14 protein-coding genes and 1 tRNA gene are annotated in these 23,662 nt (G+C 41.0%); 3 read left to right on the top strand and 12 right to left on the bottom strand.

The annotated features are described in order from the left end of the window. Positions 1-457: 457 nt before the first annotated feature. From MSKOL_RS05310 to cca, 4 genes are all read right to left on the bottom strand, one after another. Complete coding sequence (locus MSKOL_RS05310; RefSeq protein ID WP_048154159.1) at positions 458-2,500, bottom strand: S-layer protein domain-containing protein; 2,043 nt, start codon at positions 2,498-2,500, stop codon at positions 458-460. Between the two features lie 1,087 nt (positions 2,501-3,587). After that, positions 3,588-4,112, bottom strand: a complete 525-nt coding sequence (locus MSKOL_RS05300) for a winged helix-turn-helix transcriptional regulator (RefSeq protein ID WP_048154155.1) — start codon at positions 4,110-4,112, stop codon at positions 3,588-3,590. A gap of 6 nt (positions 4,113-4,118) precedes the next feature. Continuing rightward, a complete protein-coding gene (locus tag MSKOL_RS05295) occupies positions 4,119-4,388 on the bottom strand; it encodes a hypothetical protein (RefSeq protein ID WP_048154152.1) in 270 nt (89 codons plus the stop codon). A 516-nt stretch (positions 4,389-4,904) separates the two neighbouring features. Continuing rightward, positions 4,905-6,269 carry a CCA tRNA nucleotidyltransferase gene (gene cca / locus MSKOL_RS05290; protein ID WP_048154149.1) on the bottom strand — a complete coding sequence of 455 codons (1,365 nt, stop codon included), beginning with the start codon at positions 6,267-6,269 and terminating at the stop codon, positions 4,905-4,907. Positions 6,270-7,054: 785 nt separating this feature from the next. Here cca and MSKOL_RS05285 point away from each other — a divergent pair. Both MSKOL_RS05285 and MSKOL_RS05280 read left to right on the top strand, forming a co-directional pair. Beyond that, the gene (locus MSKOL_RS05285) at positions 7,055-9,658 is read left to right on the top strand and encodes an S-layer protein domain-containing protein (protein WP_048154146.1); all 2,604 of its coding nucleotides are present in this window, start codon (positions 7,055-7,057) and stop codon (positions 9,656-9,658) included. Positions 9,659-9,945: 287 nt separating this feature from the next. Continuing rightward, positions 9,946-10,401, top strand: a complete 456-nt coding sequence (locus MSKOL_RS05280) for a YqaA family protein (protein ID WP_048119019.1) — start codon at positions 9,946-9,948, stop codon at positions 10,399-10,401. 385 nt (positions 10,402-10,786) lie between these two features. On the opposite strand, the gene MSKOL_RS18675 is transcribed toward MSKOL_RS05280, so the two are convergent. Next, the gene (locus MSKOL_RS18675; RefSeq protein WP_197078839.1) at positions 10,787-12,970 is read right to left on the bottom strand and encodes an LGFP repeat-containing protein; all 2,184 of its coding nucleotides are present in this window, start codon (positions 12,968-12,970) and stop codon (positions 10,787-10,789) included. Between the two features lie 953 nt (positions 12,971-13,923). On the opposite strand from MSKOL_RS18675, the gene MSKOL_RS05270 reads away from it, so the two are divergent. After that, positions 13,924-14,457, top strand: a complete 534-nt coding sequence (locus MSKOL_RS05270) for a hypothetical protein (protein WP_048158168.1) — start codon at positions 13,924-13,926, stop codon at positions 14,455-14,457. Between the two features lie 227 nt (positions 14,458-14,684). Here MSKOL_RS05270 and MSKOL_RS05265 read toward each other — a convergent pair whose 3' ends face one another. The 7 genes from MSKOL_RS05265 to MSKOL_RS05235 all read right to left on the bottom strand — a co-directional run bounded on the left by MSKOL_RS05265 (position 14,685) and on the right by MSKOL_RS05235 (position 23,568). Further along, positions 14,685-16,142, bottom strand: a complete 1,458-nt coding sequence (locus tag MSKOL_RS05265; protein WP_231592459.1) for a right-handed parallel beta-helix repeat-containing protein — start codon at positions 16,140-16,142, stop codon at positions 14,685-14,687. 1,232 nt (positions 16,143-17,374) lie between these two features. After that, a tRNA-Arg gene (locus MSKOL_RS05260) sits at positions 17,375-17,446 on the bottom strand. Between the two features lie 176 nt (positions 17,447-17,622). Continuing rightward, complete coding sequence (locus tag MSKOL_RS05255) at positions 17,623-18,165, bottom strand: nitroreductase family protein (protein WP_048154142.1); 543 nt, start codon at positions 18,163-18,165, stop codon at positions 17,623-17,625. Positions 18,166-18,241: 76 nt separating this feature from the next. Next, positions 18,242-19,249: a ketol-acid reductoisomerase gene (ilvC, locus tag MSKOL_RS05250; RefSeq protein ID WP_048118985.1), complete on the bottom strand. Its 1,008-nt coding sequence runs from the start codon at positions 19,247-19,249 to the stop codon at positions 18,242-18,244. Between the two features lie 292 nt (positions 19,250-19,541). Next, a complete protein-coding gene (ilvN, locus tag MSKOL_RS05245; RefSeq protein ID WP_048118983.1) occupies positions 19,542-20,027 on the bottom strand; it encodes an acetolactate synthase small subunit in 486 nt (161 codons plus the stop codon). Continuing rightward, positions 20,027-21,793: an acetolactate synthase large subunit gene (locus MSKOL_RS05240; RefSeq protein ID WP_048154141.1), complete on the bottom strand. Its 1,767-nt coding sequence runs from the start codon at positions 21,791-21,793 to the stop codon at positions 20,027-20,029. Before MSKOL_RS05240 ends, ilvN begins: the two co-directional genes overlap by 1 nt. 287 nt (positions 21,794-22,080) lie before the next feature. Further along, the gene (locus MSKOL_RS05235; RefSeq protein ID WP_082091038.1) at positions 22,081-23,568 is read right to left on the bottom strand and encodes a (R)-citramalate synthase; all 1,488 of its coding nucleotides are present in this window, start codon (positions 23,566-23,568) and stop codon (positions 22,081-22,083) included. Between the last annotated feature and the right edge of the window lie 94 nt (positions 23,569-23,662).

The following is a 23,662-nucleotide window of genomic DNA, read 5'->3' as shown; positions in this document are numbered from 1 at the left end:
TCCCAAAACGATTTTGTTTTTTAGTTTCTTTATTACAGTTGTATATTGTATGCAGGCGACCCACTATTTTACTTCAACTTCGAACCTGTTTCTTTTACACGATCATTCCACAGTACCAGAATGGAATAGAATTTACCAGTGTTTAACCTTTTGCGGCGCCTACTGTTGTATCGTGTATTGGACTTTCAAACGTTTTAAATCTGCGAAATTATTTCAGGATACAATCCTGGTTCCCAAATATTAAGCGCACATGTGAGTAATGAAACTCTGTGAGGTTAATTGATCACGATTTTAGAATTTTGCGGCATGGGTATATGCTTAAATTTAAGCGCATACACTGATATCGGGAGACATTTATCGCCTAAAAATGCGGAATTTAGATACACAACAATTAATTGGGATTTTAGTAAAAAAATTAAAAAAAAGAAGGATTAAGAAAATCCTTCACTCAGAGAATTTACCTGTTCTTCCTGACGATGTAGAAGACTAACAGAAGTCCGAAGACTGCTGGGATAACCCCAAAGCCAGGAGATTTGTTCTGTGTTTCAGTGGTGTTGTTTGCAGCAGCTGATGTATCTGGAGTTGTTGGGGTCTCCATGTTTGTAGGAGTGCTCGCGTTTACATCTTGAGTTTCTTCAGTGCTGTTCACAACTGGAGTTGAAGTAACACTCATGTTATCGGTAACTGTTGTGTTATCGATGCTGGTTGTGTTACCCAGAGTGGTTGTAGCCGTTCCGTTACCAATGGTCTCCTCAACATATGGGTAGTATCTGAGTACATTGGAGTCGGCGACCTTGAAGTACATTCCCTCTCCGATTTCCTGGTCAGAGTCTTTATTCAGACTGAATGTATCATCATTGCTGATGGTAATGGTTGGACCGTTTATGGAAACATCGTTGAGTTTGCCGAATTCATCGTCAGTGTTGATCTTTATTGCGTTTGCGTAGTCAATGAGCCAGATAGCATCAATCTGTGCAATGCTGTCGACTGCGCCCTGGAATACCTGGTTGACATGTACCTTCAAGACAGGAACATTGTCTTCGCCCTGAACGTCGTCAACTTCGCAAGTCCAGATATGATCACCGGAGTCAGTTGAGACAATCTCGTCATCGACGTATTCTCCGTCTTTGTCGAGTTCGAGCCAGACCTTATTTCCGTCAACATCAACCTGTTTGGCCTGGAGAGAGTATCCTTCACCAAGGTCGAGTGTTTCACCGGTCTTGAGAGTGTACTTGTCATCACTGTCAAGAACGAGTTTGGCAAGCTTGCTAGCGTCGGTGGATTTCAGCGGGACATACTTCTGTGCAAAGAAGCCGAGAACAGGGTACGTTCCATTGAATGCATCATCGGCATTATAATCAACCTTGCTTACAGTGGTGCTGTAGTTGAGGCCGTTTTTAGGAATAGTTCTTCCGTTAACGCCAGAGACACTCAGGGTTTCGGTTCCAACGTTCTTCTTCAGGTCGTAGAAGAATCCAGCAAAGTTGTCTGAAGTCCAGGTGTAAGACTGTGTGCCGGAAACAACGGTTCCTCTTACATCATAGGTTCCAGAAGTTGTTTGCTGCTTGTAAGCATAGAACCTGAGATCATTGGAGTCAGCAACCTTGAAGTATAACCCTTGCCCGATTTCCTGATCAGAGTCTTTAGTCAGGCTGAATGTATCATCATTGCTGATGGTAATAGTTGGGCCGTTGATGGAAACATCGTTGAGTTTGCCGAATTCATCGTCAGAGTTGATCTTTATTGCGTTTGCGTAGTCAATGAGCCAGATAGCATCAATCTGTGCAATGCTGTCGACTGCGCCCTGGAAGACCTGGTTGACATGTACCTTCAGGACAGGAACATCGTCTTCGCCCTGAACGTCGTCAACTTTGCAAGTCCAGGTATGATCGCCAGAGTCAGTTGAGACTATCTCGTCATCGACGTATGCTCCGTCTTTGTCGAATTCAAGCCAGACTTTATTTCCGTCAACATCGACCTGCTTGGCCTGGAGAGAGTACCCGTCACCGAGGTCAAGGGAGTCTCCGGTCTTGAGAGTATACTTGTCGTCACTGTCGAGTACGAGTTTGGCAAGCTTGTCAGCAGCGTTGGACTTCAGTGGAATATATTTGTCTGCAAAGAAGCCAATCACACTGTAGTTGCCCCAGTCGTCATATTGGTATTCGGCGTTTCCGATTGTTGTCTTGTATACTAAACCGTTATCTCCTATAGTCCTGCCAGAAGTGCCAGCAACGTTCTTAATGGTAAGAGACTCGGTTGTCACGTTGTTGTCAATGTCGTAATAGAATGCTGCAAATTTGTTAGCATCCATTGTAATAGCTGTACCGTTACCATATGCATTATTTGCAAGGATATCGGTTAAACTTGAGCCATTGTACACAGGGCCGCGGATCTCAACTGTACTCGCTGCTGAGGTTGTATTATCATCAGCCATTGCGGCGGATGCAAATACAGTCAGAAGCATGAGAGCTGCCAGTGCACTGGCCACAAATCTCTTCATTTTGTTGTTTCCTCCATATTTGTTAAGATCTATATGTAAGAAGAATTATCGGGATCAATAATTTAAGGGGGTTCACTACTCTTCACCAATTAGAGTTAGGTATTACGTCTATTGTCGAAGATTGTTTCGTTTCTCCTCATCCCGAAAATTGGTTTACAGCGTTTTATAAAATCGAGTCTTATAAATCTTTTTTGGTCCGGAATTTATGCAGTATCTGGAAACATGGCATATTTTCGATATGCACCTACGTAATTTTGAGATTAAACTCGTCGACTACATAAAAATTTGATTATTCGAAGATTGTACTAATGTTCGACAATTGTACTAATCTTCGAATAATGTACCAGAATCGTTATTATGTCTAATGAAGACTGAAAACTGAAGGTTATTGTGGTGAATAATCGGGATCAACACTACAAAATATTTCAAACCTTCCTCCCTAGAAGAATGTGGCGGAACCTTCTTCCATAGGAGAATGTGGCGGGTTTTCCAAGTTTCTTCCATGTTTCCCGCCACCATAAATATTTTCAACTTTTATTCAGTAAACGTAAGAGTTTCTGTCCTTTTTGATCCGGCTGATTTTTAAGAACTTAAATTTCAGCTGACTTCTTTATGAAATTTGAGTTTGTAATTCAATATTCTCTGGAAACGTATTTTGAATCTGGTGTATAGATCCATACACGTTAGCTAACCAGAATGTCTCATTAACTGACCAGGAGGTCTCATTAACTGACCAGGAGGTCTCATTAACTGACCAGGAGGTCTCATTAACTGATCAGGAGGCCTCATTAACTGATCAGGAGGTCTCATTAACTGACCACGATATCTCATTAACTGATCAGGAGGTCTCAATAGAGTTTAAAAACAGTGAAGTAGAGCTCAGAATAACGAGACTAACTCAAAACTTTGATCACCCAGCAATACCTTATTGACGCTTTCCTTACGTTACCTGCAACATGGCTCACGATTCAGTTTAAATGTCAGATTATAAGTTTCTTAAAAAAGTATCACGTTTAACAGAAAGAATAGCTAGAAGCTGTATTTCGAGTATACTGGAATAATATCAATCAAACGACGAACAATCAAATTATTTAGAGTTCTTGAATTCCCACATTTCAATAAAACCATCAACCAGAGTATCGAGAAAACTTTCTTTGTAGCATATAAGGAGTTCTGCAATCGCGAGAGAGTCAATGACTGTGAATTTACTTATCCTGCCGGTTTTTTCCCTTTCAATTATTCCGGCTTCTACAAGTTTGTTCAGGTTCCAGGAAATAGTTGAAGGAGAGAGACCAACGGCTTGGGAGAGTTCTTTGTTATTCAGGCCTGGATTATTGAGAAGCTGAATAAGGATGTGTCTGCAACCGGATCTTCTTAAGAAAGACATTATTTTTCTCTCGGTTTCGCTTAAGCTCCTGTCTTTTATGAAATAACGTACATAATCTCCATCATTCGAAGCCCTTATCAGATTTTTCTTTTCCATATACTGAAGGTGGTACTGCAGGTTGCCAACTACCATCTGCAGCCTCCGCTCAAGTTCCCGGAAGTGAATACCAGGAGATTTTTTAATTTGTTCGTAAATTCTTCTTCTAGTCTCTAGCTCGAATTCCATTTTACCTTACTCTTTTGTTATCATGGAAAGAAAAAACAATGCAAGCACTACGAAATTTAGTAAACTTCCCCAAATTTCGGGGTATTCACCTGCTTGAGGGAAAAAAATATCTGCTGCATCCAGAAAATTCATTACCGAATAGAAAAAAAATGCTAAAGATAAAATAAAAAGTTTCTTTCTATGCTCTCTACGATATGCAAGATGGGAAATAACAAAGAGGATTAACGCTAATAAACTCGATATAAGTTGGATTATTTGTTCAGGTTCAGTCAGCATGGACTTCAGTTGCCTCCATCAACGCATTATATTAAATCAGACACTAAAATGCCAAGTTTTGAGATGCACTCCAGAAAAAATATATTTGTAAATGTTGGGGGAATTTTATTCGTTTTTTATATCTCGCCAAATTTGTTTTTATATCTCGCCAAAATAGTCTGTCATATCACAACGAAGTATTTGAAATCTATGCTATGTTACTAATAATGCTTACACAAAATAAAAACTTCAAATGAAGTTCTTTATTAATAGTAGAGACTATTTTTCAGATAATTCGTATATTCTACTAATCTTCGAATACTATGCCAGAATCATTATATCAATTGTAATTATTTCTCCAAACATGGTTATGTTTCTGAATAGATTATTTAATTATGGCAACACTGTGGGTGAAACAACTGCAGACTTATAATTGGTCAATTGAACAGACCCATCAAAAAAGAATTTTTGCGGAAAAATTCCACTTTTTGTAGAATCAGTTAATTGGCCACGACGTTGTTCACATAATAATCTCTTTTACATCCAACCACTCAAAAAAATTCTAAAGTTTGGATCTTTTAATCTACAAATCTCAGCATTCTCAATAATCTCAAAACCCTCATTTACGCTTTGATGCACCTGTTTTCCAAGGGAGCAGCTCATGAGCCGGTCTTCGAGAAGTTCTCTTGCCGTCGGGTACTTGCGCCGGATTTCGAAGACGTATTTCCCGTTTTCGATATAGCCTCCAAAAACATCGTCTGCTGCTTGATATTTTTCCTTGAACTTCTCAGCGTGTACTTTTACCCAGACAGGGGGACCGACGTGCTTTTTCACGTTGGGGAGGGTACTTGAAATAAGTTCCAGCACAACTGCGGTTTCGGTTTTGCCTGACCAGACGCCGGTTTTTATCACTGTAAAATCATATTCTTTTAGAAGGGCGCTAACTGCCTGCTCCATTTTATAGAGCTGCGGAAAGAGGACATCCTCTACAACGTCCGGAGTTTTGAAAACGACTGCAAGCTGGGAGCTTTTTCGGTTTTCAAGCTTTTCCAGGATTTCACTATCCTCAAGGGGTAGGAGATAGGGTGAAAAAAAGAAACTGAGCTCTGGGCTTTTCAGGAATTCTCTGCAATGGTCTATAAACATGCAGAATTTGTCTAGAGAAAGGGCTGCTGCCACGTTCCTCCTGGGATCGGTCGGGTCGACCACTACAAGAGGCTCTTCGTACTTGATTTCCCCATGTTGCATTATATCAATTTTTTCGCCTGGCTTCCAGTAACAGGCTGCATAGACGGTGTCTTTGAAAGAGCCGTAATGGATTACCAGAAGTTCGGTCAGATAGCCTGAAAAGCCCTGGGTCTTGAGTTCCGAGCCATAGACTCCGCCCCCACGCATAAACTGCTTCAACAGCAGGACTTCGTCTTCATGTCCTTTTATGCGGGGTTTGACAAAATCATTATGAAAAGGCGTTCTGTCAACTGCAGATTTGATTTGGGAAGCCGAGGCAACCCTGAAGCAGGGGACAAGGTCTACATCAAAGCCTTTGTATGTAATATTAAGGTAGGGATGCTCAGCATGGCGATCTTCGGCATGCTCGGCGTGTCTTGCCACCTCTCTTGCAACTGCCATACCCAGAGTTTCCAGTTCCTTTCTGGAAGTTTCTTCAGGAAAGCTTATAAAAACATCAATATCATGAGTGCCTGAAAGCCAGGTGCCTCGAGCAGCAGAGCCCACCATTTTTACAAGAACGCCTGATATGCCAAGTTTTTCTGCTGCCATTTTTACCTTCAAGGCGAGCTCTTCCTGGATCGTAAAAAGTTTTTCTCTTTCAGGTTCAGTGGGTTTTATTCTTTCAAGGACTGCAAATTTTAATTCTTCGGGAATACCTGTACACATTTCCATGCCAGAGACGGCTCCATATATTTACTCGGTCTTACTTTGCAGAATGAGTCTTAATGAATCTTATAATGGATCTTAATAAATCCTATTACGCTGATTTCTGCTTATAAGTGTCAGAAATCGCTTCTTTAAACTTATAATTTGCGTATAGCAAGTCGACTCTCGAGGAAAAGGAGTTTCTGGATATACTTTCATATTTTTATTTAAACGTAATTAACCAGTCGCTTCTAGATAAATCTGGTTCTAATGAAAAGTCACTTCTAAATAAATCTGGTTCTAATGAAAAGTCACTTCTGAATAAATATGGTTCTAATGCAAAGTTACTTCTGAATAAATATGGTTCTGAATAAATATGGTTCAGAATAAAAATTGGTTCTGAATAAATACGGTTCGGAATAAAAACTGGCTCTGAGTAAAACCAGTTGTAAAAGATATTTTCGGAATGTACCTAATTGTCTTCCTGAAAGGCGCTGCCTGACATTTATTCTGGTGTAAAATCAATAAAAAATAGCTTTACGGATTTCAAGGTATTCAATTCCTTATTTTGCTATATTCAATATTTTTATTTCCGATTTTTGAAAAATACTTTAGATTATGCCCAAAAATTTTTTATTTGATGCCTGTGATATTAGAAAATACATATAGTTAAATATAGTTGATATAACTCAGATAGGTGGGGGTATTCTGTTCAGGGTGTATTCCGGATGTTCAGGAAACTTTTTCCGATTTATTATTTCGGATGTCTGAAAGTTACGCTCCCGGTTAATACAGCATAGAGGAGGTTTAATATGGGGATTAAAAGCTACATCAAGATTTTATGTTTATTTCTGGCATTTGGGCTTTTGTGCCTAAGTGCAGCTGCCCAGGCTTCAGATGCAACAGGCAACCGTATCTGGGATGAAAAGGCAAATGAGAGCCTTACCTACACATGGACTCCTCAGACTTACTCGGGCTTTTATTATGACCTGGATACTGGAGAAGGTTCCGAGAATCTGACAGTCCAACTCAGTAAGGGCAGCCGGACAATTGGAAAGAAAAATCTGCAGTATGAAACAGTACCCATAAAGACCGATTTTGAATATGGAAATTGGGGTTCTTATGATGTTATAGGGTTTATGGCAGAGCGCTACTTTGCAGGGTACACCGCAAACTCAAGTTTTGCAGATAAAGAGATTAGCGTCATCTCGGACGGGCAGCTTTCAAAAGTCCTGATAGACTCCGATGATAGGAAATCCCTGTACACGGGCTCTTCTCTTGTTCTTGACGAAGGATACTCCCTGAATATGGTTGAGGTTGATATTAATGGAAATAGCGTCTGGGTACAGCTTGAAAAGGACGGCAATATAGTTGACGAAGCTTTCCTGTCCTCTAATAGCGACTATGTATACAAAGCCGACCTCGGGGATACCGAAGATGTGCCCATAATTGCAGTCCATTTTTCCCAGATATTTAGCGGCAGAGAGACAAATGCGGTTTTCGTGAACGGAATTTTCCAGATATCGGACCAGTACGTGAAAGTTCAGAATGGTGATGATTTTGGGGAAATGGAGGTAAGTTCCACCTCAAGTTCAGGCATAAAAATGAGCAACAGCGACGCTATCTCGCTTAGCAAGGGCGACACTATTGACATCATGGGTAAACTGAGTTTTGTTGTGGCTGATGCCAATGAACTTCGTTTTGCTCCAATAGTTGAAACATCCGAACCCGGAACCTACGAATTAAGGGGAACGGTACACGATGATAAGTTTGATACCATGGTCTGGACGCCTTTTAACTTCGAAGGTTTCTATTATAACATCGACGAAAATATTTCCACTGAAAGCCTTGTCATTGAAAAGCTTGATGGCAGGACAATTGATGATGAAGCCCTCGTCTATTCTACAAAGCCTGAAAATGTCAAATTTGAACATGAGGGCTGGGGAAGTTATGAAGTTGTCGGATTTATGGCAGAGAAATATTTTGCAGGATATCCTGAAAACACTCTTGGAAATTCGAAGGGCATAAGTGTACTTTCTGACAGTGTCCTTGCAAAAGTTTTGATTGATGACAATGACAAAAAATCCCTGTTCACTGGTTCTTCTTTAGCCCTGGAGAACGGCTACTCCCTTAAGGCAACCGAGGTCGATGTTAATGGGAAAAACGTACTCTTCGAGCTTTACAAAAATGGAAAACTCCTTGACTCTGGAATAGTTTCCCAGGGTGGGGACTATATTTATGAAACCGATATAGGAGGGGCTGAAAATGTTCCGATGATTGCGGTCCATGTAAGTACGGTCTTCCGTTCCACAGAAACAGATGCCGTGTTTGTGGAGGGAATTTTCCAGATTTCGGATGATTACCTGGAAATCTCTGGGGGAGATTCTTTCGGTGAAATGAAAATAACTTCGATTTCCGACTCAGGCATCACAATGAAAAACGAGGATTCAATCTCCCTTTCAAAGGATGAGGTTGTAGACCTGATGGGCAATGTCAAATTCAAGGTTGCCGATTCTTCAGTCCTGCGCTTTTATCCCTTTGTCGAAACCGAGACTGCAGCAGGAGATCAACTGGATATCGAAATGCCCGACGCACTTGTAGTTGGTAAGCAGACTGAAATCCTGGTAACTGCGAGAAATGTTTCAGTCGTTGGTGCTGAAGTGTCTGTTGGAAACAAAAGCATAGGCACTACCGGAGACAGCGGAAATCTCACCTTTACCCCCAGCAATGAAGGCAGCTTCACTGTAACTGCGAGCCGGGAAGGTTATGTTTCCGGAACTAAGGATGTGGATGTCCTCGCACAGGGTGTCCTGAAACTTCTGGTTTCAGTCTCTCCCGAAACTGTCCGGGAAGGAGACCAGATTGATATAAAGGTCACGGACTCTGAGGAAAACAAGCCAGTTTCCGGGGCAGATGTCTTTTTCGGCGGACAGATAATTGACGCACAGACAGACGCAAAAGGTATCACATCTTACCTGGTTACTTCTCCGGGTACGTATGTGATAAATGCCACAAAGACCGGTTATGAAGAAGGAGAAACCCAGGTAGAGGTGGCGGAAAAAGTCGCACAGTTCGCTTTCTCAGATCTCACGATACAGCCTGCTTCAGTTGAAGCCGGAACCGCGGTAAATATTAAGGTGAATGCTGTGAACAATGGAGACGTCACAGGAAACTCCACAGTGGAGTTGCTGGTTAATAACGAATCGGTTGATTCCCAGAATATAACCCTTAATCCGGGTGAGAACAAATCAATCGAATTCTCACACACTGAGGGTGAGCCAGGGACGTATACTGTTGAAGTCGGAGGACTGGACAAAAGTTATGAAGTGACAAAAAAATCTCCTTTCTTCAGTGGGATGGCTACACTTGGAATACTCGCCATAGCATTTGTTATCCTGCGGAAGAGAAGAAACTAATTAACGCATCTGGCTTTCGTATTAAAGCTTGTATTATAGCTTTATGGGTTCATTCCAAAAAATGAACCCGTCTTTAATATAACTTTAATACCTGTGCTGCGGTAGAAGCTGGAAATCAAATTTCGGATTTCTGGCTCTCCACTTCTTTTTTCTGTTTTAATCCTGATTGGAATTCCTTTTTGCTTTGACTGAAAATTCTTAGTTAGATGCAGAAATGCTACAAAATAGTGTTTGATTTGATGGTCTAGACGACAGCTTAAAATACTGAACTACGATTGTAGAACTGAATGCTTGAAGCTTTGAGTTCCTTTATTACCAATTATGGTTATCTGAACCTCTTTGTCCTTAGCTTCCTAGCTTCCACGGTTTTGCCGTTAGGATCGGAAGCACTGGTAGTCGCTCTCATTTATCAGGGCTTTAACCCATTTGCTGTCGTTCTGGTAGCGACTTCAGGCAATTATCTCGGATCGTGCACAACTTATTATCTCGGGCTTAAAGGGCGTCCGATACTTGAGAAGTTCCTTTCTCCTTCTCCGGAGAAGCTTGAGAAAAGTGAAAGGCTCTTTAAAAAATATGGTCTTTACACTCTTCTTTTTACCTGGGTGCCAGGTATCGGAGACGCGATTACCATGGTTGCCGGGCTGATGCAGCTTCCTTTTCGATACTTTTCTATCCTGGTTTTCCTTGGGAAATTCGGACGGTATTTTGCTATTGCTTATCTGACAGCTTTTTTCAGCAATTGATTTACGGTTTCCGATTATATCCAATTTATTTCAATCGAATACCCCACTAGCTTACTGCGGGGATGAAAAACTTCCCCGGTAACCGTTGATGATAATATTAGGACTTACGCACTTGAGGAACAAAATCAATTACAGCAAAGACTGTGAATTAAAGTTACGTTTTAGACAGTTAATGGTCTGATGCTGTTGATTTTTCATTTCAACTGCGTAAGTCCTAAATATGATTTCTCAATTCCATTTTCGGTTATTAATTCCTGCTCAAACTAAATTGTTTAGGGTTATTATTTTTTTCAACGGAATTTGCAGCTGTGGCGTGAACATACCCCGTTGCTTGCAACGGGGTGTGCCAGCGCAACTTTGATTATGAATTTTTGCAACCGAACCGTTAAGAGACTCTCCAGTCCAGATAAAATTCGTATTGTCCACCATAGCCCCCTACGTTCCCATAAACATCTGGAGAATCATACAATCCTCCGGGGAACAAGGCATCAGGGCCTGGTATTTGCAAGGAAACAGTCACCGGTGGGAATGGATCGTCGTTCCACCAACCTTTAAACCAGCTAAAGATCTTCTCAATTATATAACCGACCATTTGCCCTAACACATGCCCAATGACCGCACCTATGCCTCCTAAATATGCTTCACCTGCACTCTCTAAAGCCTGCTCAAGCTTTTCTTTGACAATAGGCGTTAATTTATCTACAAGTTTATTTAATTCCTCTGAATAATCACCGCCATCAGACTCAATTAGAATGCAAGTGGCTAGATACCCTTTAGGCCAAACATTATCGGTATTAATCGGAACAGAAATTAAATGGGGTGGACTTGTCCAATTATTCCACTCGTTGTCATCCCAGCCGTCTTCAAGGTCAATCTTTCCGAACTTATAGCTTTTTTCACCAGCTGAACTGATATCGAAAAGACAGCCTGCCATTCTCATTTCATCGCTTCCTAAATATTCTGGGTTGGTCTCATCGATGCAATGTAGTGAAACGCAACGCAAGGTCAACGTAGTAATTGCTTTAGGTGATGCCTGGTAGGCTCCAATTTCTGGATACCAGTGAATTTCACCGCCTTGGAACCGACTGTATTTTCCTTTACCATCCGGGAGGTTTAATTCATCTGTAATCGGATAGCACAAATTACTTTTTTCCCAGCCAAGACTTTTCCAAAGGTCACGGATTGTTCCATGAATCTCATGTGCACCCGTTTTTGGGGTCCAATATATTGAACCATTCTGGAAATGATTGTATCTCCCTATTTTATCAGGTGTCGTGCTTTCATCTGTGATCGGGTAACCAAGAACGCTTTTTTCCCAGCCCAACGATTTCCATTTATCCCAAATAGCACCGTGAACTTCATGTGCACCTGTTTTAGGGGTCCAATAAATTGAACCACCCTGGAAATGGTTGTATCTCCCTATTTTATCAGGTGTCATGTTTTCATCTGTGATCGGGTAACCAAGAACGCTTTTTTCCCAGCCCAATGACTCCCATTTTTCTCGAATAGCACCGTGAACTTCATGTGCACCTGTTTTAGGGGTCCAATATATTGAACCATTCTGGAAATGGTTGTATCTCCCTATTTTGTCAGGTGTCGTGCTTTCATCTGTGATTGGATAACCAAGAACGCTTTTTTCCCAGCCCAATGACTTCCATTTTTCTCGAATATTACCGTGAACTTCATGTGCACCTGTTTTTGGGGTCCAATATATTGAACCACCCTGGAAATGGTTGTATCTTCCTATTTTATCAGGTGTCGTGTTTTCATCTGTGATCGGGTAACCAAGAACACTTTTTTCTGCCCCAAGCGCAGAGTATTTACTCCAGATGTTACCATGCACTTCAACGACATTCATTCCGTTCGCATAAATGGCCCCATGTTCATAGTGAGCCATGTTGTCATGATAGTCCAATTGCTTACCAAGAACCCCGTTTTCACCACCCATTGAGTTGTATTTCTCATCAATACGCTGCTTATTTGTCTTTATATCAGGGAAATTTTCTTTTGGAAGTTCCGAGAAAGAATCTACAGATGTTGAAAGTTCCGGGAGAGTATTTACAGACAGGAATCTGTTTTCAAGGCTTTTTATGAACCCTTCTGCATATTGAGGAGTATGTATTTCAGTATTGAGGATTGCCTCTTGTTCTTTCAAAATATCTTCTGGTGTAATTCGGACAGATTCAGATCGAATTAACGTTTTAGCAAGATGTTCAACTGGTTCTGCTTTTCGAAGATCAATTTCTGCCAGTTCATGCAAACGTGCTGTTCTCAAAGGAAGGTCAGCATTCAAGCGAGATTTAGCTTGCGTGTACGAAGCTTGTTTTTTATCATTCGAAAGTCTGTAAAAAGCTGGTTTCAAGATTGACTCAAAGGAGTCTCCATCAGGTGGGAGTAGAAACTCATTTGGTGCTGAATAATTTAAAGCAATTTTATCCATTGCAAGACCAGCCTGATTGGCAATATCATCAGCTATTCGTTTTAATTCCGTATTGTGCAACTCTGAGCCGTTGGCTATACGAATTTTCACCATATCTTTTACTCCTGTTTTCGGGATTTTTGATTCCAATCGTTAATTTCACACCGATTGAATTCCAAAAATTACAACTGATAATCATCTATATATTTTATATTACCAAAATGTCTAACTATTAACGTAATTATTCAGTTTATCAAAACATGTCTATTGATATTGATTTTAATTTTTGCTCAATCAGGCTCTTCGTTGTTTTGTGTTGCTATCCTCATAATGTCCTCATAAAAACCAATGCGACTTTGAATTGAAAATCATCTTATCCATAGGAAGGCAAAGAGCCAAAAATCATAATATAGGATCGAAAATTTAGTTACAAAGAAAAAAGTTCTGCTTGTTTGACAGTGTGCCAATTTTTCTGTAAAATCATAAATCTCAAGAAGTTATTAGGTAGAAAATTACATATCGAAAAATTAATTTTCTCCATAGTACGCAAAAACTTGACTTCAAATTTACAGCAAATTTGAGACACTTTCTTGTTTTGTGTGACTATCCTCATGATGTTCTCATAAAAACCAATGCGGCTTTGAATTGAAAATCATCTTATCCATAGGAAATGGCGAAGAGCAAAAAAGATATCTTTATATAATTCCTGGTACAATATTTAATTGTTAAAGCAAATTTAATTGAGTTTATTGCTTTAATTCATTTTTATTGCCTGTCTTTCAGGCCTCCAAAAACGGGCTCAATATCTAATAATAACCTCCATTTTTATTTTTTTCGTTTTCTCTTTATTTTTTGTTTCATACACAATTTAACTTTACTTTGGATAAATATCTAATGACTTCACAGGACTTACTTACTTGAGGAATAAAATCTCAATTACGTCAAAGACTGTGTATTAAAGTTAAGCTTTAGACAGTTAATGATCGGATGCTGTTGATTTTTCAGTTCAACTGAGTAAGTCTTATTTTCTAGTTTTTTTGTCCTACTTCAGTGTAATATTTGTATCAATAACTTTTTTATATACCTGCCTCTTATTTTCAGCTATGTCTCCTTGCAGCAAAACCAGAGTTTTAAGTCTTTTCATTCTTGTTATGCTTTTATTTGTCCCGATAGCAGGAGCGGTCTCGAATGCAGGCAATATCCAAGAAGCCGACCTGTATAATGCTCCAGAGAATACTACTACCGAAAATGCTCTCTTTGCAGAATTGAGTGCAAAAGCCGAGCTTTATAACAATAATTTTGATAAAGTTCCTGAAGTTCTGCAAAGACTTGTGGCCAGTGAGGAAATTGCCGGGAAAATCAAACTTGAGAACGGCGAGATGCTTTACGTGACCTTACTTATGGGAGGAGGAAAAATAAGAGATTTCTACAGCTATGAAACTCCTACTGATCCAAATTCAAAGTTTGGGCCTTCCATTACAGTGGAAACCGATGAAAAAACCATACAAAAAGTGCTTGATTCGGAAGAGCCCTTAAAAGAAGCCGTAAAATGTATGAATGACGACTCTTTAAAGGTGGAAACCGAAGGACTTTTCCGAAACCTGATGCTCTCAACTTTAAAGACGTTTTATAAATAATATCGCTTTATTCCTGAGCTCTAGAAATCTGAGCTCTAGAAATCTGAGCTCTAGAAATTACTGATTTGAAATACTCTTTTCCTTTCCGGGAAAAGAGTACAATTTATTCAGAATTCATGTTTTGTTTTCAAATTTTAAGAATTTACAGGATTTCTTTTTCAGTATCCTCTTCAAATTCAAGGGAGAATTTTCCAACTCAAAAAAAGGAGTAACGCAGATATAATGCGTTAACTCTTTGATTTTGATGCATATATTGTATTTCCGTACCTGCCTATATTAATCCTGCTTCCGTTGGGTTTCGGTTCCTGAGAATAACCCCACGATGGATGTCCGGCATCAATACAGGGAGAGATTACTGTGTCTTTAACCCAGGTTTTTCCATTCCATCTTCCAGTTTTTGACTTCAGATGGTAATCATGTTTTGTCTGGCTCGCAAATAGTGGATTTACATAGATGTCAGTTTTCGATGTGCAATTTTTATAATTTCCTACTGCGTTTTTGTAGAGGCAGTTATACTGCATATATAATTTATGGTTGTTACTGATAAGATAATTCATCACACCATACCCTGTCCCACTTGGACTCTTTTTACGTTTCAGGGTATTTACAATTATATTGTTGCGGGCAATTGTTATGTATGGAGATGTAGACGCGTAATTTGGAGAATAATTTTCTGGATACAAATTGGCAATAGCCACATGATATATGCCATCAAAGACATTATTTTCAATGTAAGTATTGTGGAATCCACTAATTACAATACCGCCAACCCATTTAATGCTGGGATTGGTGCCTGTTCTGTAAAAGACATTATGGTGAATACGAATATTTTTTCCAAGATCTTTACTAGAAGAAGTAGTATCATAATTGAAAATCCAGATCCCAGGGCCATAGGTGTTATGGATAACATTATTGTATATACTAATATTATCCATAGTACCTGTACCAGTCCCGCCTTTTTCTATCTGAATCCCCGGACCGCCTGCAGTCCAGTCATAGAAAGAGTCAATCACATTACCATAGAGTCTTACACCGTTTGAGTTCCAGATTCTAAGACCGCTGTTAGTCCTGCAGGTTATCCTGTTTTTCCAGGCCTGTACATACTGACTACGAATAGCAAACAGGCCATCGTGCCCCAGTTTGTCTATCTTGTTGTTATAAAACTGAATGTTTTTACAGGAATTTGCCCTCAGACCATCGCCGAGACCATCATACATATACATATTGTATACTTTTATATTGTTGCAGTTAGTGAAGTACATTATATTATAGTACCCGCCACCCAACGAAACTTTGGAATTGCCTTTACGGTTTCCATTAACCTTGAAACCTCTTACTACAATGTTATTATTCCCGGAATTACTCATCTGCTTGATCAAGGGTTTCATTGCAACCCAGCCTGCATTATTAGCAAGTTTGATCACAGCACTTGAATCCCCTTCAAGAATAGTATTACTACCGATTAAAAGAGTATCGTCAATAACATATGTAAAAGGACCTTTGAGGTGGACAGTGGTGTATTTAGAGTTACCAGCTACAAACTTAAGGGCCTGATTTATCTGTATATGATCGTCTTTTCCATCACAGTTATATTTTCCAGTGCCATCCCCCGCAACGTACACTATTGATGAGCTAGTTGCGCATAAAGCTGTAGGAACACTTGCAAGAAGAAGAAAACCTACCAATAAAAAGATCCCTAATTCTCGTGTTAACAATGGCGTCACCTGGAGGAGATCATAATAAAATTCATTATTATTCTTAATAGACAGATATTGGTCAAATAACGTGTATACATCTCCTTGAAATTTATGACTTTTTACTAAACACTATGAAACATTATTCATTTTTCAGGCATATTTGGGAATAGTTTAAACTGTATTTTTATATTTATAATTATATAGTTATAAAAAAAAGTTCTGAAAGGATTATTTACATCAAGAATTGTTGAACCCAAAAACATGCTATATATGGAATTTAGAAAAAATCTCCTGTTTTTCACGCCAATTCCTCTTAGTTACATGAGTTTCCTCGTAAGGGCATAAAGAATAAAGCTATAGAAACATTGGAAATTATAAAGCAATTCTCCAATAAAAAGATTCCCTGCATCTTTTACAACATCGAGGTCGTCTGAACGTAGTCATGATAAAATTTATTAGAGATGCACAAATCGTTGTATAGATGAACACCTAAATCCGATAAGAATGTTTGATAAAATCTAAAAGTATGTTACCATTTTCTAGATTTTGAGAATATAGAAAAAGAGCCTCAAGAAATCATTTAGAACGAGAACTGCGGGATTAGAGGACATACGATAAGTCTGATATAGGTCCATATGACCCAGTTGTTGAGAAGCTGGCAAAAAGCACGGAAGACACGGAAATCAGTAGTAAAGGCGTGCTTCTTCCGTGCTTTCCGTGTTTTCCGTGGTTGTAATATCCAGGTTGTAATATCCAGAGCGAATCACTATGCGACAGGCTGCGTTTTCCGTGTTACTCCATGTGACTTTAAAATAATATTTGTGTCATAAACTGTATTTATTTTATTATTATGTATATATTTGAGAATCGATATACTAGATAAAACGTTCCAACATCCAGAAGTTCAGAAATATCTGAAATGAGTCAACAATTAATTAGAAGTTTTCCAGAACTACTTTCAAGAGTATAATCAGAACGACAATCAAAAACAGAGTCCACAAAAGCGGCAAAAGTATACGCAGCAAAAAATACAGTATTATCGCTATGAGAATTAACTGAATTAAAGATATCTTTCTTCCAGCACGCAGGAAGCGACGATTAAATCCTCTAGCCATAAATTACACCTTCTAACTTATATTCTGTTTTATTTCAGTATTATACTTTCTGCCCGGCAAATAATATAAAAAATAAAACCAGACCTTACCAGATTTTTTAAAAAACAGGTCTGCTGGGAATCGAACCCAGGTTCGGAGCTCCGGAGGCTCCAGTGATATCCTCTACACTACAGACCTTCACTATGAAAAAGTTAAGATCAGTTCGTTAACAGATAAAACCATAATCAGTTAACTGGCTGGTTATAGTGCTAAATAGCTTATAAACTTAATCCTTAATAATATTAAAATATCCTTTTGTATTTAATATTTAAAAATCATTAAAAGGAAACTTAACCTGAGAATCTCAGGATGTTTTACTCTTCCCATTTCTGGCCGTACTTTTCATCAAACACTATTTCGGAGAGAGCTCTACGTGTTGAAGTCCTTTCTTTTGGAACCGGTTCTCCGATTGCAAGAACTGCCATTAGCTCAAGATCGGAAGGACAGTCAAGAATGGAGTTGACCTTCTCTTTTTGGTTAAGGATTTCTCCAAGCCAGACCCCGCCAAGGCCGAGATCACAGCAGGTGAGGAGCATATTCTCGACTGCAGCCCCTATTGCTTCGAGGTCTTTTGTCCTGTTATAAGAAGTTTCATTATCCAGGAAAGTCGCAATAAGCAGAGGAGCTCCTGCCACGATACCTGAATAATGCGTGCATTCCGAGAGTTTCTGGATGGTCTCACGGTCCCGAATAACAATGAAACGCCAGGGCTGGTTATTCAATCCGGAAGGAGCCCAGTGCCCTGAGTTCAGGATTATGCTGATATCTTCCTTGCTAACAGTTTTGTCCGTAAACTCCCGGACGCTCCGTCTGTTAAGGATAGTGTTAATGACTTTGCTTTCTCCTTTTACTGGCATTACTTTCCCTCCGGATTGAGTTTTAGATTTCCAGATTTATGAATTTTCTGTCTACAGGTTGTTAATTACTGTAGAATCAGTCATCATCAATCTTCTTGTTGAGCCAGGGGATGTTTGCACGGATCTGCTTTCCGACAACTTCAAGCTGGTGTTCCTTTTCCTGGCGTTCCATGGCTTTGAGTACGGGATGGTTGACCATGCCTTCGAGCACGAATTCCTTGGCAAATTCGCCGTTCTGGATTCTTCTCAGGGCTTCACGCATGGCTTCGCGGGACTCATCATTAATAATCCTGGGGCCGACTGTCATACCGCCGTATTCTGCGGTGTTGGAAACGGAATGCCACATTCTCTCAAGCCCGCCTTCATAGATAAGGTCAACAATGAGCTTAACTTCATGGCAGGTTTCGAAATAAGCCATCTCAGGCTGGTATCCTGCCTCAACAAGTGTTTCAAAAGCGGTCTTGATAAGAGATGAAAGTCCTCCGCAAAGGTCAACCTGTTCTCCGAAAAGATCGGTTTCGGTTTCTTCACGGAAGGTAGTTTCGTAGACTCCTGCTCTGGTTGCACCGATACCTTTGACATATGACAGAGCAATTTCCCTGGCGTTTCCGGTTGCATCCTGGTAGACTGCAATCAGAGCCGGGACCCCGATACCCTCGGTATAGGTTCTTCTGACAATGTGACCAGGGCCCTTGGGAGCAGCCATGAAAACATCAACGTTTTTCGGGGGGACAATCTGGTTGTAGTGAATATTAAAACCGTGTGCAAAAGCAAGTGCGTTACCGGCTTCCAGATTTGGTGCGATTTCAGAATAATAAACAGATGCCTGATTTTCGTCCGGAAGGAGGATCATGATAACATCTGCAGCTTTTGCAGCTTCTGCCACAGTCATGACCTTCAGGCCGTCATTCTCGGCTCTTGCCCAGCTTGAACTGCTTTTTCTGAGCCCAACAACAACATTAAGCCCTGACTCATGGAGGTTGCGGGCGTGAGCGTGACCCTGACTTCCGTAGCCCATTATTGCGATAGTTTTGTCCTTAAGTGCATCAAAAGTAGTTTCATTATCATAAATTATATTTGCCATATTAGATTCTCCTGATGAATTTTTCAGTTTTTGAGCAAAGCTCCTAATATTTTGTGGGAAGCATATTATTATTAAATCCTTATTAAATCCGTTCACTTCCCTGTGAATTAAGTCGACTTGAGTTGATTCATGGAAAGTTGCTTTTTTCGGATAGGGCAGCTTTTGAAGTTTTAGCAGAGGCCTGAAACCTCAGGCTTACTCTTAGTGAAGCTTTGGGGGGTTAAAACGCCCCCGGCTGCCCCAATCTGTAAAAATAATTAAGCAGCTACCTTTCTTTACCTGCCCTTATTATTTAAACCTTCTTTGGGCCGCGGACCAGAGCAATCTTACCTGTCCTGGCCATTTCCTTAATCCCAAACTGCCTGAGGAGTTTTTCAATTGCCTGGATTTTGGCTTCGTCTCCAGTTACTTCGACAGTTATGGATTTAGGAGCTACGTCCACTATCCTTGCCCTGAAAATATCCGCAATCTGGATAATTTCGGTTCTCGCACTCACGTCAGCTGCAACTTTAATAAGAGCTAGTTCCCTTTCTACGGCTTCGTCTCCCCCGATATCAGAAACTTTGATCACATCAACGAGCTTGTTAAGCTGTTTAGTAACCTGTTCGAGAACATGGTCATCTCCATCAACTACTATAGTCATTCTGGAGGTTTTTGGGTCTTCAGTGACTCCAACAGCCAGGCTCTCGATATTGTATCCGCGCCTTGAGAAGAGCGAAGCCACCCTTGAGAGGACTCCTGACCTATTTTCCACAAGGACTGCCAGTGTATGTTTCATTACTGCTCCTCCAGGTCGAGAACTCTATCAGTTTTTGCCTTACGCAAATTTGGCATGGCGCAGGGAGTGTCTGCATGTTCTTCCACATCAAGGATTTCATTAATTGCAGCCCCTGCCGGCACCATAGGATAAACGTTTGCCTCGCACTCAACAATCACATCAACAACAGCAGGCCTACCTGAGTTAACAGCTTCTTCGATTGCAGGTCTTACTTCGGACGGCCTTTCCGCACGCAGTCCAAGAGCCCCATAGGCCTCGGCAAGTTTGACGAAATCGACACTGCCCTTAATAAATGTGTGAGAATACCGTTTGTCATAGAACAGCTCCTGCCACTGCCTGACCATGCCCAGATAACCATTATTGAGGATCACGGAAACAACAGGAATGTCGTTCTGGACTACAGTTGCAAGCTCCTGAGAGTTCATCTGGAAAGAACCATCGCCTGCAATGTTGATAACTGTTTTATCCGGCTTGCCGACCTTTGCTCCTATGGCTGCAGGGAAACCGTAGCCCATCGTGCCAAGACCGCCTGATGTAATAAAAGTTCGGGGTTTTTTATACTTGAAGAACTGAGCAGCCCACATCTGGTGCTGTCCGACCTCAGTAACTATAATTGCATCCTTGCAAGCCTCAGAGATTTGCTCGATGACAAACTGGGGCATTACAACATCAGGTGACATCTGTTGATAGGTAAGTGGATATTCTTTCTTCCACTGTTTTATCTTTTCAATCCATGCTTCGGAGTTGCAGCGCTTGATATATTTATTAAGGGACTTAAGTACCTGTTTTGCGTCTCCGACAATTGGGATCTGGACCTTTACATTCTTTGAGATCTCTGCAGGGTCGACATCGATGTGGATAACCCTTGCGTTGGGTGCAAAGGATTCAAGTTTTCCGGTCACGCGGTCATCGAACCTTGCGCCCACGGCAATAATGAGATCGGATTCCTGAATTGCATAATTCGCATATTTGGTCCCGTGCATTCCAAGCATCCCAACATGCAGAGGGTGTTCGGTAGGAATTGCACCGATTCCCAAAAGAGTAGTCGTAACCGGAGCGTTAATTGTCTCAGCCAGCTCTACAAGCTCGGCGCTAGCATTGGAACTTATCACACCGCCACCTGCGTATATAATAGGCATGCAGGAATTTGCAATTTCCTCGGCGGCTCGTTTGATCTGCTGGGTGTTGCCTTTGTAAGTTGGCTTATATCCTCTAAGCTCTACTTTGTCAGGATAGTAAAAGTCGATCTCCGCGTTCTGTACATCTTTTGGAAGGTCAATTAATACCGGGCCAGGCCTTCCGGTAGAAGCAATATGGAAGGCTTCTTTTACGATTCTCGGGAGTTCGTTTACATCCTGTACTAAGTAGTTGTGCTTGGTAATGGGCTGGGTAATTCCCTTAATGTCGGCTTCCTGGAAAGCATCGTTACCTATCAGAAAGGTCGGAACCTGGCCGGTTAAGGCTACAATAGGTACTGAGTCCATATATGCAGTAGCAATCCCTGTTACCAGGTTGGTTGCTCCGGGACCTGAAGTGGATACACAGACCCCGGTCTTTCCAGTCGCACGGGCGTACCCGTCCGCAGCATGAACTGCTGCCTGTTCGTGACGCACAAGTATATGGCGCAGATTAGAATCATAAATTTCGTTATAGAAGGGAATGATCTGCCCTCCTGGATATCCGAAGATGGTGTCAACACCTTCTTTTTCCAGGCACTTGATCAGAGCCCTTGCGCCATTAACTTTTTCTGTTGACCCGGTTGTCATTATTTAACTCCTTTTTATTTCTTAACGGTGATTTTACTGGGCACTCACCTAGAGATGAGTACATTTCCAGTAAGGGTGTGTTCATTAAAAATATTTATCTCTCACACTCACATTTTCTAGTTATTAATTTTGTAAATATATCATAATCGATCATGTTATATAATGGATAAGGTTTTTCCTGATCCAGAAATATCAGCGGTGCGTGATTTCAAGAATTTTTCCAGCAGGAAAAAGAGGAGAGGACAGAACAGCCCTCCTGAAAAATTTTTATAATTCATTTTCTGAAATCACTCGGCCCGGATAAGGCGGTTCATGCCGTTCATTACAGCTTCTACGGAGGCCATAATTATGTCCGTTCTGGCTCCGCTTGCAGTAACTTCCTTTCCATCTTTGGAAAGTTTCACCCTTACTTCAACAAGGGCGTCGGTTCCACCAGTGATCGAGTCTACATGATACTCTTCAAGGATAATATCTTCCGCACAGGAACTTACAGCTCTCCGGATTGCGTTGATTACAGCATCTACAGGCCCGTTTCCGATTCCTGCCTGTACTATAGCTTTATCTTTTACGTTAAGTTTTATCGATGCCGTTGGAGTCACACGGTTTCCGGACACAATGGTAAACTCTTCCAGTTTTACCAGTGGTTCCTTATAAATATCAAGTACGGTTTCTGCAATAGTGTGCAGGTCAGCATCAGTTACGTGTTTTCCCTGGTCACCCATCTGCTTGACCCGGTTGAAAATTTCTTCGGTCTGGGCCTCATCAGCTACAAGCCCCATTTCCTTTAAGGCAAGAGTAATCGAGCTGCGTCCTGCATGTTTTCCAAGTACGATCTGACGCTGCCTTCCGATATATCCCGGACTCATCGGCTCATAGGTCGCCTTATCGGCAAGAAGACCGTGGACATGAATACCTGCTTCGTGAGTGAATGCGTTTCCACCTACAAGAGCCTTATTTGGTGATACGGGAATTCCTGTAAGCCGGCTTACAAGCCTTGAAGTCCGGTAGATCATCTCATGCTTGATACCTGTATTGTACTTGTAGAGCCATTCCAGGCTCGTTACTACTTCTTCAAGGGATGCGTTTCCAGCTCTTTCTCCTAACCCGTTAACAGTTACGTGGGCCTGTTTTGCCCCTGCAGCCAGGGCAGCAACCGTGTTCGCAGTTGCAAAACCGAAATCGTTGTGGCAGTGAATGCTGATAGGTGCTTTCAGCGAGGAAGTCAGGTCCCGGAAAATTTTGGTTGTCCTTTCAGGTACCAGAAGACCTACAGTATCGCAGAAGCATAACCTGTCAGCGCCTGCAGCTATTCCGTCGGCATAGATGGCCTTTAGAAACTCAGGGTCTGCACGCGAGGCATCTTCCCCGCTCAATTCCACAATCAGGCCGTGGTCCTTGGCATATTCCGTGACTTCAACTGCGATCTGCCGTACTGCATCCCGGTCCTTTTTGATTTTCGTCCTTATATGAAGGTCCGAAACAGGTGCTACAAGATGGATAGAGTCAACATCGCATTCCAGAGCATGGTCAACATCGGACTTTACAATCCTGCAGTAGCTGCAAATTTCAGCTTTAAGCCCTGCATTTGCAACAGCCTTGATAGACTCTCTTTCACCCTTGGAAGTGATGGCAGAACCGGCCTCAATTATCGAGACTCCCATCTCATCAAGCGCTCGGGCGATTAAAAGCTTCTTGTCCTTTGTAAGGGCAACGCCAGGTGTTTGTTCACCGTCTCTCAAAGTAGTATCCAGAAAGCGGACATTTTCGAATAATATAATCCCTCAGTCTTTGTTTTATTGAGATAGATTCTTTCGGCAAAACAGGAAAATAATATCTATATAATACTTGTCATTTTATAATATTATGTCC

Source organism: Methanosarcina sp. Kolksee (assembly GCF_000969945.1).
GTDB classification, from domain to species: domain Archaea; phylum Halobacteriota; class Methanosarcinia; order Methanosarcinales; family Methanosarcinaceae; genus Methanosarcina; species Methanosarcina vacuolata.
This window is presented reverse-complemented; position numbering and strand designations above follow the sequence as displayed.